The sequence below is a fragment of the Microcystis sp. M144S2 genome (assembly GCF_020246065.1).
GTDB lineage: Bacteria > Cyanobacteriota > Cyanobacteriia > Cyanobacteriales > Microcystaceae > Microcystis > Microcystis ichthyoblabe_A.
In genome coordinates, this window is record NZ_JADBTR010000124.1 from 1 (window position 1) to 10,881 (window position 10,881).

Genomic DNA, 10,881 nt, shown 5'->3' on the forward strand with positions numbered 1-10,881 from the left:
AGCCTCTAAACTGAGTGCGCCTCCAGGTTTCAGCGAACATCATACAGGCTATGCTCTCGATGTTGGTGACGGTAAAAGTCCTAATACTGTCCTCAAATTGACATTCGACTCTACTGAAGCCTATCGCTGGCTAGAAGTTCAGGCTGCTCAATATGGCTTTGAACTATCATTTCCGAAAAACAATTTTCAAGGTGTTAGTTATGAACCTTGGCACTGGCGTTTTGTCGGTTCAGCAACAGCTCAAGAAATTTTTAGAGTAGCAAAGACACAAAGACAATGATTATACCTAGACTCTCTCGTTGACAAAAGGTCATTAGATAAAATTCTAGCGTTAAAATCAAAAATGTTGGGTTCTTCGTTACTTGGTATGATTCTATATGGAGACATAAATCGACTAAATCCTGATCTGGCAAGAGATTTAATTGATTAGTTCGCTCCAGATCGCAAACAATTGATAAAAATCGCAGTAATGTCTGTTTCTATAAGGGTTTCATCCCTTATAACCCTGTCCGTTGCATAAGACAAACCGAAGAGATCAAGAAATTAACTAATTAATTTAACCTTTGCCCCCACCCAGTCAAACCAAGTTTAAAATGTGAATGGTTTTATTTTCCCAGTACAGGGGGATAGTGCTTCTCGTTTTTCGGGACGAGTCCTGAGATAATCTTCTAACCAAAAACAACCTCGATCGAGCAATTTTTGTAAATAATTATATTCTGTTTCTAAGGGCCAGCGATGCTTTTGACCATCCCTAGAAATAATCACAATCTCTTGACCATCAGGACTAAAAGTGATCCCATAGACGATATCTTCTTCTATTTTAAACTCCGAGCGCAAATTTCCGTCCCTGTCCCAGCGTCTAGCTGTACCATCCCTTGAAATAGCAGCGATTTTTTCACCATCGGGACTAAAACTAACTCCATAAACGGGAAAAGAATCGGTTTTAATCTCCTTTAAAATATTGCCCTGTAAATCCCAAATTTTAATCTTTCCCCGAGTAGCGGTAGCAATTTTTTGGTCATCGGTAGAAAACACCAAATTATAGATAATACTATCATCGGCTGTCCAAGAATTAATTAATTGAGGACGATGATTACTTAAGTGCCAGTATTGAATTTTTCCCTCGCTTGTTCCCGTGATGATTGCTGTTCCTTCTCCATTAAAAGCAAGACTATAAATCGGTACTTGACTAGCAGTAAATTCTTGAAGCATTGTTCCTTTTTTGCTCCAGATTTGTACTTTTCCACTTCTTCCTGTAATCGCTATCTGATTACTATCGGGATGAAAAGCTATACTATAGATTGAACGCATTTTTGTGGTAAATTCTCTAATTTTTTTTCCCTGGGAATCGAGTAAAGTAATTTGACCATCTTTGTTAGCAATAGCGATAATATTGCCCTGGGAATTAATGCTAACACTGGTATTATCGACCCTAGCTTGATTTAAATTGTTCAGCTGCCAAATTTTAGCCGTTTCATCACTCGACCCAGTTACCACCTCTTTTCCATCTTGACTAAATACAGCAGTAAAAACTGATTCTTGATGTCCTCTAAGAGTAGTTATTTCTTCCCCTTGCAGTCCCCAAATTTTAGCACTACCGTCACTAGATGCAGTAATTATAAACTGGCCATCAGGACTAAAATTAACACTGTTGACAAAATCTTGATGTCCCCGGAAAGTAGCTATTAAATTTCCCTCTAAATCCCAGATTTTAGCAGTTTTATCGGCCGCTGCTCCGGCAATTTTTTGACCGTCGGGACTAAAATTAACACTATAAAAAGCCTCAATATTTTCTTGACCTAAACTCAAGATAATTTTACCTGATAAATCCCAGATTTTAATCGTACCATCCCGGGAAGCGGTGGCAATTTTTTGACCATCGGGACTAAAACTAGCTGCATCTATCGATCTTTTATGTCCCTTAAATACCTGTAAAGTTTCACCTGATAAATTCCATAATCTAGCGGTTTTATCCCTGGAAGTAGTCACAATTTTTTGACCATCGGGACTAAAACTAACACTATAAACAGATTCTTGATGGTCAGGATAGGTGACTAAGTTTTGTCCTTGCAAGTTCCAAATTTTGGCGGTTTTATCTTCGGAAGCGGTGGCAATTTTTTGACCATCGGGACTAAAACTAACACTATAAACTGCTCCCTGATGACCTGTCAAAGTTTGAATATTCTCACCTTTTTGATTCCAAATTTTTACCGTCCCATCTTGAGAAGCAGTGGCGATTTTTTGACGATTAGGACTAATACTAACACTATAAATAGTTCCCCGGTGTCCTTGCAGTTGGTTTTTTTCTTGAATGCGATCTAAAATTTGCTGCAGAGTAATAATTGGACTTGTAGCAGGATATTTACTCAAGGTTTGGTCATCAGTAACGATGTTTTTTAAACTATTTACTGCTTGCATAGCCGCAATTAAAGATTCTAGTTGTTCAAATTGAAATTGCTGCCAATCACTATCACCCTTGCGCTGTAATTGAATACCTAGTTGAGCGGTTTCTACTTGTTGCCATGCTTGTTTTACCTGAATAAAAGCGAAGAAAGAACCCAGGAGAGAAGCAATTAAAATTACCGAGCCAATTTGAATTCTTTTGGTGGCTTTTTTGTGAGCGATTGCTAGAATTTTATTAGCTTGCTTCTGAGTTTCTAGGCTAATTTCTGCCTCTCTTTTATCGAGATTTTGACTAGCAGTTAAAAACTGATAATCAATATTACTTAAGCTTTTCCCCTGAGACCAATCGAGGGCATTATTTAAAGCTTTTCCGCGTAAAAGCCGCGATTCATCGGTATAATTAGACTGTTGCCAGGCGGCGATCGCTTCTGAGTAGGGACGCAATTGCTCTAATTGTTTTTCCACCCAATTGAGATTAAATATTTCTCGATAAATAGGATTATAAACTACTAACTTATTATCCTTTTTTACCACTAATCCCGATAACCTTAATTCCCCTTGTTCTGGACTATCATCGCACAGGATTGCACCTTTTTCTAAAATTTGTTGATAGATACCTAACAAACGACCCGCTTTGTCTTGATTTCTTAACAAGCGATCGGCAATAGTTCGCAAATGAACTGGCTCATCTTGAGATTCCCAATTATTAATAATTCTCTCTTTGATCAGCGTCTCAATATCTAAATTAGTTTCCCGCAATAGCTGACAGATTTTCTGAGTTAAAAATGGCTGTCCTCCCGTCCAAAAAATAACTTTTTCTAAGCAGTCGGGTTGATAATTACTTTGACTGGATAATCCTGCGGCTAAAGGAGCAATTTCTGCCAGATTAAATCCCGTTAATTCGATCGCCTGGCCGATATTAAAAGATGTTTGGGTCTTTTCGCGAATTAAATCTGCTGGGGTAGCAACACCGAATAAAGCAAAAGTAATTCTTTCATACTGGGCATTTTCCGCTCTTTGGTTATAACAATAACGAATCAGGGAAAAAAAGTCATCTAGAGAAAACTGTAAACTGAGAATTTTATCGATCTCGTCGATAAAAATATATATTTTCTCTCCCTGACAATAAACTAATAAAATTTCCTCGATAAATTGTCCCAAACGCTGCACGGGGGGTAAATCCTCTCGCTCGCGCAACCAGGATTTAAGATTAATTTTTCCCGTCAGATTAAATCCTAAAAACAAACGGGTGATCACGCCGTTATACCATTGGGATAAATTATCATTGCTACCAATACTGGTTATATCTACGGACGCGCAATCCATGCCCAATTGCTGTAAAATATGGGTCACTCGTACCCTTAAACTGGATTTGCCCATCTGACGACAGTTAAAAACGTAGCAAAATTGACCATTTTTCAACGCCGTTAACAGTTCTCGATCGGCATTTCTCTCGATATAGGTAGGATGGTTATAGGCAAGACTACCCCCGACACGATATTGATAATTCATTATTCTTAAACAAAATTATTTCAATGTCACCAACGGAAATAAAATAGACAATTGTGATTTAGATATCTATAATGCAAGGATAATCGCTATTGACAACCTATCCCCAAGGCAATTATGAAGAAAACTTTTTTCACCTCCATCGCCGTTAGTGCTACCCTCGTCAGTGGCATTGTTTTAGGTACTCTTGATGCTGGCAGCGCCTCCGCTTGTCCTTTCGCTAAAGGTAAAAGCATTTTTGGCAGCAATAACACCCTCCCTGTCGATGCTAACAAACTTATTTTAGGGGTTGCCGCCGCTACAGGAGCAATCACCGTAGCTGGTGTTTTAAGCTACCGTCGTTTTCACCACGGGCAGCCTCCTGAAGATACCACCGCTAAGCTGCCGTCGGTATTTCCTATCCCCATTCCCCCCACAGCTTTAAACGCGGCAGTGGAGGCGGAAGAAGCGGTAGAAACCAGCAAAATCTCCTAAAAATCCGCTAGATTTCCTCAAAAAAGGTGTTGGCATCCCCGCAGATTTCCCCCTAGGCAACACCTTTTTTTGCCTAATTGTGTCCCAGTTATCAGAATTTTCAGCGATTTTTAAGTTATGTTAAAAGGTGCAACCCTACCACCAGAGGTAAAGATGGGCAACTCTATCACATTTTCTGACACCCCACTTCACAAAGATCATCACATTTGGGAGCATTTAAAACAAGCCATCGCCGCTAGTTCCGGGTTTCGGCGTTGGCAGCAAGAACAACTAGAATCAGGTAAAAATAGAGACGATGCTGATGCTCGCATTTGTTCCTATCTACGGGAAACTTTAGAAACTTTAGCCTACTAGATTGATGCTCCCCAGCTATGACAGCATGGGGACTTTTTTGTCCGTTTAAGCTAATTTGCAGCCCCTATTTTCTGCGAGCTTCGTAACCCAATAACCAGACAAAAGCGACAATTAAAGGCAGGAAATAATAAATAGCTCGATAGGCGATTAAAGAACCTAAAAGCTCGCCATTAGATACATATTCCGGTCGTAATCTCAGCATGATAAACTCAAAAACACCTATTCCCCCCGGCACATTGCTTAATACCCCTGCCGTCATGGCAAATACGTAGAGACCGAAAAATCCTAAAAACGAAGTATTATAGTTGTCCGGGAGAAGAAGATATAGAACTCTAGCGGCTAATATCCAATCAATAAAAGTCAACAAAATCAAAGCCAGGGAAAGATTCCAAGAGGGGAAATAGATATTTTCTTTGCCGATTTTTATGGGTTTTTTATAAGTGAGATTCAAGAAAAAATATCCCGTAACCAAGAATAAAAAAATTACTCCTAAAGGTTTAGTAGTTAAAAAAGGTAATTTTAAAAGTTGAGGAATCCGTTGGGGATCGAGGAGGAAACTTATACCACCAATGCCTAACATTCCTAACCAAAAGCTTAAATGGGTAAAAGTGATAACTTTGGCAATATCCACCACCCCCACCCCCGCAGGAGTATAGAAACGATAACGGATCGCAGTTCCAGAAAATAAGGTTAAACCAATGGTATTACCAAGGGCATAACTGATAAAAGCAGTGCGGATAATAGTGCCTAAAACTAAGGGATGATTGATATAATAAAAACCTAGGCGATCATAACCCGTCATCGACAAATAACCCAAAGCCATCCAAAAAATAGCTTCTAGCTTACGACTTGTGGTAATATGATCCAAACTAGCCAAGAGTTGTGCAAAAGTGTAGTGTTTAAATTCTTGACTAATTGCCCAGACCGCTAGAATAAACAAACTCAAGGACAGGATAATCGGAGCAAAACGCAGAATTCTTTTATACATCTTAACTTTTTACGAATTACTTTTAACTAATTAAAATTCATGAGAAAATCAAAGCTAGATTTAGCCAAACGTCTAAATCGATCCCGAAAAAGGAAATATGATAAATTCCTGACTTCTTCCTTATATTTAACAATTACTCTGGTTTTATGTTATCTAGTTTATCTCAATCTTCCTTGGTCTTTCCATCTTTTTATGCGTTGGGCAACTAAAGGGGGTGATTTAAACAAAATTCCTGACAAATTTTATGCAGAACTTAATCAATTGTGTTTGAGGGCAGATAGTACGGGGGAAGTAAGAACGAGAAACTATACAGAATATACAGAAATCGCCGAATCTCTTGGCACCTTTAGATGTACCTTAGTTAATGGTGGTCAAGAATGGTTAATAGAAGATTATAAATCTTTTAATTCTGCCGATGAAGCGATTTTAGGCACTCAGTTAGCGGTTTTTATCACCGAGATTTTAGGAACTGATTATAGTTATAGAATTCGCGCTTATATTCCCAGATACTAAGGATAAAGTAACTCCTGAAAAAAACCTGTAAACCTAGGGATGGGTTCTGCACCCATCCTAGAAAAAAATTAGTTTTCCGATAGGGGTTTGGGTCGGGAAGGCCGAGGGATAGGGGATTGTCCTGGGGTAAAAGGTCGCTTTTCTCCTTCCCCTTCCGGTCGAGAATATCTATCGGCCGAGGGATGACGATTTTTATCAAAAGGCTTTTTAAAACCTCCCTTACCCATGGGTTTTTTCTTACTGGCAAAACCGAGGTCTAAACCTTCCAAAATAGTTAAGGCATCTCCTTTCAGTTGTACCTGAAAATCCCAAAAACGACTGATCGGTTTACCTGGTAAAGTGCCGCGCAATTTTAGTTTAAAAAACTTGGGTTTCTCCGCTTCAGTTTTGGGCATTTGTCGGATTTTGACCACTACCGCTTGATTTTCCCGTTCAGTAAAGATGACTTCACCTCGAATCGAGAAATAACCCGGGGTAGAAGCGAGGAGTGGCTCTATTTCTGGATCATCCTCTTTTTTCAGGGTTTCTGGTTCCCAAACACCGACAATCTGAACATGAAGGGCATCATTTTCCTGACGGGTGCGGGGATAAACCACCCAAAGATGGGGTTTTTCCAGATCGAGATGATTTTTAACCAAACTGATCACCCGGCCGAGAATCACAGAATCGATCAGAGTACCATCGGCAGTTAAAATATTGCCTTTAGTTAATTGTTCCTCCGATCGCTGATAATGGCCATAGACGAGACCGATCGCCCGATACTGCCGCAGATGACTGGGAGGGGGGATCGGTTGTTGGCGTTTGACTTCTTCGGGGGTGGCTGACTCTACGGCTAAATCAGCCTCGGTATGGGGGGATTCAACGGGGACTTCCTGAATTTCCACTTCAGGAGTCGGGGGGGTTTTCGGTGATTCGGTAAACCGATTCCCAGGACGATTCATATCACACTCCTAGCGGCGGAGACACATAGTAAATTAGTAATCAAGCAAGTCAAAAGCGCGATCTGGGGGGTTACAATAACCCTCTAGGGCGACTCTACTGGCATCTAATATATTAAGAACCATGATCTTTTGACTGTCAACCTAGTCAAAACCCTTTTGAGTCTTGACCGTTTGCCCATTGTACTCAATAAAGAGCGGCCAATTTGATTGATCCCCTAATCAAATCTCTAGATTTCCATAACATTTTCTTGTCTGTCCCCTCGCACCCCAGTCTATGAAAGCTTCTCTCTCTCACCGTCGTTGGCTGTCCATCGGTCTCGTGCTGATGTTATTTGCCTTGCTGTCCTTCTCAATCATGCCGCTATTGACTTCTATTCTCCAGAGTCAGCACTCCTCGGGACAGAGTAATCTGTCCGCAGTGAAACAAGAGGAATTAGCCAGTCAAGCACTGGGTTATCAGATGGTTTTAGAGCGTGAACCCGATAATCAGACGGCTTTGCGGGGATTATTAGATACTCGCTTACAGCAGGGCGATTTAAAGCAAGCGATCGAACCTTTAGAAAAATTAGCGCAACTTAACCCCCAACAATCCGATTATCTACTACTTTTAGCAGAAGCAAAACAGCAAATAGAGGATTATGCGGGAGCCACAGCCAGTTATCGCAGTCTTTTGGCCTTCCAACCCCAAAATCTACGGGCCTTAACTGGATTAACTAATTTATTTCTCAGCCAAAATCGCCATACCGAGGCGATTAGTCTAGTCAAAGACACGAGTGATCGCGCTTTAAAAGCCGGTTCCGATCCCAATAATCCTGCCAGTTTAATCGATATCGTTTCCGTTCAGTTACTTTTAGGCAAAATCTATTTCGAGCAGCAAAATTATCCGGAAGCTTTAAACGCCTATAAACAAGCTCAACAGATGGATGTTAACGATTTCCGACCGATTTTAGCGACAGCGATTGTACTAAAAGAACAGGGCAAAAATCAAGAGGCTCAACCCCTCTTTCAAGAGGCTCTCAGTCGCGCTCCTTTTGCCTACAGAGAGGAGATTCAGTCCCTAATCGGTGAGCAGTAATCACACCCCACACCCCACACCCCACACCCTATAGTTTTGTAACGGCAATTTTTACTAAAAATCAATAAATGTAAACTTTAATCACAAGCTCGATCGAGTCCCGACAAGGGTGTTATATTAAAAACATAAGGCACAAGGGAAGCGACTCAACTTCCTTTCAGGCAAAAAGACCTAGAGCCTGTGCCACCTGCTCTAGCTCAACGCAACAGCTAAATCGGACGCAGATTCTCAAAGTTTGTAAAGTAAAGTATGGTTTCGCCTCTGTTGCTCGATATAGGACAGATGGAGTGAGCCGTAATCAGCACCTGAGTCGGTAAACTGAGAAATCTTGATGGTTGACAGATAGACTGTTGTGGGTTCCGTAAACCTCTATTATGTTGAGTCCGTTAATTTTTTAGGAGTCCATATCGTTTGTACAAGATGAAGCCCGCCTCCCTAGGCGGGCTTATTGTGTTTTTAGAAAACCGCCACGAGATATTCCTGTAACTGCAATTGATAACCTGCCTGTAGCTGACAGGGATAATCAAGGGAAAACTCAGGTAAAGCTAATAGAGAACTTTTTTGACAACTAACCAAAGCCACATCGAAGCGACAGGTTAAATCGAACCATTGGGGATAAAAGGAGAGAAATATCTGAGCAGATTCGTAAATTCTCCCCTGTTTACGGTAATTGATTGCTAATTTGCCCCCTAAATCCCAATTATCAGCACTGCGGGTTTTCACCTCGACAAAAGCGAGAATCGCCTGAGACTCAGACAAAACGATTAAATCGATTTCACCGCCACCACTACGCCAACGACGCTGGAGGATATGCCATTGCTGTAATTGCAACCAATCCGCCACCAAATTTTCGCCCAATTCCCCCACAGTTGTCATCTTCAGTAATCAGTAATCAGTAATCAGTAATCAGTTATCAGTTATCAGTGAACAGGGTACAGGGTACAGGGTACAGGGTACAGGGAACAACATTGATTTATTATCCTGTCTTCTGACTCCGAACTCCTGACTACTGGCTCCTGTCTCCTGTCTCCGAACCAAGCAGGACAATTTTCTTTACCAGAGGTCTATTACAAAAGTCCTTCTAGACGACGACGGATGCTGTCTAACTCCGCATCAGGAATCTCGGAAAACTCCTCCTCGGCGGGGGGTACTTCCTCTTTTTGCCAATCCAACTCCTCGGCATTGCTTTCGGGGGGAATTACTAACATACCCGCTTCAATCATCTCCGCTTGATAGCCAGCGCCGCGACAAAATTCTGCCACTTCCTCCGAATCAATTTTCTCTACCGTGGGAGTCGGAAAATCCTGCGCCTCTAACAACAGCGCATAACGGGTGGCATCATCTTCCGATTCAAACATCAACACCTTATTGATAGCTCCCATTTGAATGGTGTGGATACCTTCGTTTTCTGTGCCTGCGTTAAAAAGTAGTACAAATACACGCATAATTACTATTAGCGATCGATAAGCGGTGGTCGTCTATACTCATTTTACCCCCCTTCTCGATCGCTAATCCTCAGCAATTTTAGTTTCTCGTCAACCACTTTTGACCGTTAAGCCGTTGCAGGGTGTAAAACAACAGTAAATCGAGACTAACTTTCCTTTCATCGATCATAAATGATTCAAGTGTACTAGATTGACCCCCGCCCTCAGCTTGGGAAAAAGCTTTTTTACCGTTGATGTTTTCTTCCAAAAAATAAATGCTAAATTGACGCATTCCCCCGAGCCAATTGCCGCTTAACTGCCAACAGGGAGAGCTAGAAAAGCCCTGCACGGAAATTTTATCCTGTTTAAAGGACAGCTTTATATCAGTTATACCCAGCTTTTGCAAGGCGGCAGCCAATGCGGGCTGAAAATGCTGCTCGATAAATTCAGCAAAGGGTTTTTCCTCGACGGTAGGCTCCTTGGGTTTTTTAGCAGCCGCAGGTTGAGCCGGTTTTGCTGCTTCTGCTGCCGGAGTTGCGGGGGTGGTGGTTTCTTCTGCCATAGGAATTAATCAGGAATGGGTAGGTAGCTACAATTATATTTTCTCCCGGGTTATCAGTTATCAGTTTTTTTAGCTAAGTAGTTGGGTGCTAAAAACTATCAGATCCCCCCGCCTAAGCTGTATTGAATTTAAACTGGGTATTGGAAATTTTAGTACAAATGCTCAAACTAATTCTCCCTGCTCCCTGGTCCCTGCTCCCCGCTCCCCTGCAATTTTAACAAGTAATAAGGAATATTACCAATTGTTAACTGAGTCTTGAAAGCCCTGTGCTACAAAGGTTTGAAATGTTAAGAAAGATGTGACTAATGGACAGCTCACGCCGAAGTCTCGCCGAACTTCCGAAGTCTCACGGCCGAAGCCGGCCCCCTGCCTTCGTTAACGCTTATATTCAGCAATATTACTGATTTTTTGGTATTCTTCCTCCGAGTATAAATCCGCCGAAGAAGCAAGGCGATCGAGAAAGAGGATTCCTTCCAGATGATCGTATTCGTGTTGAAAGATACCCCTAGAAAAAATCGATCGCTAGAATCGCGATCGATTGTTTGGAACTGACAACGACCCTAATAATTCCATCGTGGCCCTTTTTGACCACCGGAGCGCCAGCCTTTACCATTTCTCATATCGAGATGCACAAACCC

Annotated in this window: 11 protein-coding genes and 1 pseudogene; 5 read left to right on the forward strand and 7 right to left on the reverse strand. The window is 41.5% G+C overall.

The window, feature by feature from the left end:
• Positions 1 to 280: M15 family metallopeptidase (locus IM462_RS14760; RefSeq protein WP_287715331.1), on the forward strand; the 280-nt coding region annotated here is incomplete at its 5' end.
• Between the two features lie 308 nt (positions 281 to 588).
• Here the strand turns inward: IM462_RS14760 and IM462_RS14765 are convergent.
• Positions 589 to 3,915, reverse strand: a complete 3,327-nt coding sequence (locus IM462_RS14765; RefSeq protein WP_287702790.1) for an AAA-like domain-containing protein — start codon at positions 3,913 to 3,915, stop codon at positions 589 to 591.
• 114 nt (positions 3,916 to 4,029) lie between these two features.
• On the opposite strand from IM462_RS14765, the gene IM462_RS14770 reads away from it, so the two are divergent.
• Both IM462_RS14770 and IM462_RS14775 read left to right on the forward strand, forming a co-directional pair.
• Positions 4,030 to 4,386, forward strand: a complete 357-nt coding sequence (locus IM462_RS14770; RefSeq protein ID WP_287702788.1) for a hypothetical protein — start codon at positions 4,030 to 4,032, stop codon at positions 4,384 to 4,386.
• A gap of 117 nt (positions 4,387 to 4,503) precedes the next feature.
• Positions 4,504 to 4,740: a hypothetical protein gene (locus IM462_RS14775; protein ID WP_287702786.1), complete on the forward strand. Its 237-nt coding sequence runs from the start codon at positions 4,504 to 4,506 to the stop codon at positions 4,738 to 4,740.
• A 64-nt stretch (positions 4,741 to 4,804) separates the two neighbouring features.
• Here IM462_RS14775 and IM462_RS14780 read toward each other — a convergent pair whose 3' ends face one another.
• Positions 4,805 to 5,728, reverse strand: coding sequence for a lysylphosphatidylglycerol synthase domain-containing protein (locus IM462_RS14780; RefSeq protein ID WP_287702784.1), 924 nt, complete (start codon positions 5,726 to 5,728; stop codon positions 4,805 to 4,807).
• A 39-nt stretch (positions 5,729 to 5,767) separates the two neighbouring features.
• Between IM462_RS14780 and IM462_RS14785 the strand changes: the two genes are divergently transcribed.
• On the forward strand, positions 5,768 to 6,241 hold the full coding sequence (locus IM462_RS14785) for a hypothetical protein (protein ID WP_287702782.1): 474 nt from the start codon (positions 5,768 to 5,770) through the stop codon (positions 6,239 to 6,241).
• 68 nt (positions 6,242 to 6,309) lie between these two features.
• Here IM462_RS14785 and patR read toward each other — a convergent pair whose 3' ends face one another.
• Positions 6,310 to 7,182: a heterocyst master regulator PatR gene (patR, locus tag IM462_RS14790; protein WP_287702780.1), complete on the reverse strand. Its 873-nt coding sequence runs from the start codon at positions 7,180 to 7,182 to the stop codon at positions 6,310 to 6,312.
• A gap of 274 nt (positions 7,183 to 7,456) precedes the next feature.
• Here patR and IM462_RS14795 point away from each other — a divergent pair, with 274 nt between their 5' ends.
• The gene (locus IM462_RS14795) at positions 7,457 to 8,257 is read left to right on the forward strand and encodes a tetratricopeptide repeat protein (RefSeq protein WP_287702778.1); all 801 of its coding nucleotides are present in this window, start codon (positions 7,457 to 7,459) and stop codon (positions 8,255 to 8,257) included.
• 456 nt (positions 8,258 to 8,713) lie between these two features.
• On the opposite strand, the gene IM462_RS14800 is transcribed toward IM462_RS14795, so the two are convergent.
• The 4 genes and pseudogenes from IM462_RS14800 to IM462_RS14815 form a co-directional block, all read right to left on the reverse strand.
• Positions 8,714 to 9,133 (reverse strand): YraN family protein, encoded by a 420-nt coding sequence (locus tag IM462_RS14800; RefSeq protein ID WP_287702776.1) that lies wholly within the window; start codon positions 9,131 to 9,133, stop codon positions 8,714 to 8,716.
• Positions 9,134 to 9,324: 191 nt separating this feature from the next.
• On the reverse strand, positions 9,325 to 9,702 hold the full coding sequence (locus IM462_RS14805; protein WP_079209497.1) for a DUF3110 domain-containing protein: 378 nt from the start codon (positions 9,700 to 9,702) through the stop codon (positions 9,325 to 9,327).
• A gap of 79 nt (positions 9,703 to 9,781) precedes the next feature.
• Positions 9,782 to 10,243: a DUF2996 domain-containing protein gene (locus IM462_RS14810; protein ID WP_287702773.1), complete on the reverse strand. Its 462-nt coding sequence runs from the start codon at positions 10,241 to 10,243 to the stop codon at positions 9,782 to 9,784.
• A 375-nt stretch (positions 10,244 to 10,618) separates the two neighbouring features.
• Positions 10,619 to 10,756 (reverse strand): annotated as a pseudogene (locus tag IM462_RS14815) (peptide deformylase); the annotation flags it as partial.
• Positions 10,757 to 10,881: the final 125 nt, after the last annotated feature.

Bases quoted from the DNA above. Each gene is read 5' to 3' on its own strand.
- IM462_RS14765 (WP_287702790.1), bottom strand. From the start codon at position 3,915: ATGAATTATCAATATCGTGTCGGGGGTAGTCTTGCCTATAACCATCCT.
- IM462_RS14770 (WP_287702788.1), top strand. From the start codon at position 4,030: ATGAAGAAAACTTTTTTCACCTCCATCGCCGTTAGTGCTACCCTCGTC.
- IM462_RS14775 (WP_287702786.1), top strand. From the start codon at position 4,504: ATGTTAAAAGGTGCAACCCTACCACCAGAGGTAAAGATGGGCAACTCT.
- IM462_RS14780 (WP_287702784.1), bottom strand. From the start codon at position 5,728: ATGTATAAAAGAATTCTGCGTTTTGCTCCGATTATCCTGTCCTTGAGT.
- IM462_RS14785 (WP_287702782.1), top strand. From the start codon at position 5,768: ATGAGAAAATCAAAGCTAGATTTAGCCAAACGTCTAAATCGATCCCGA.
- patR (WP_287702780.1), bottom strand. From the start codon at position 7,182: ATGAATCGTCCTGGGAATCGGTTTACCGAATCACCGAAAACCCCCCCG.
- IM462_RS14795 (WP_287702778.1), top strand. From the start codon at position 7,457: ATGAAAGCTTCTCTCTCTCACCGTCGTTGGCTGTCCATCGGTCTCGTG.
- IM462_RS14800 (WP_287702776.1), bottom strand. From the start codon at position 9,133: ATGACAACTGTGGGGGAATTGGGCGAAAATTTGGTGGCGGATTGGTTG.
- IM462_RS14805 (WP_079209497.1), bottom strand. From the start codon at position 9,702: ATGCGTGTATTTGTACTACTTTTTAACGCAGGCACAGAAAACGAAGGT.
- IM462_RS14810 (WP_287702773.1), bottom strand. From the start codon at position 10,243: ATGGCAGAAGAAACCACCACCCCCGCAACTCCGGCAGCAGAAGCAGCA.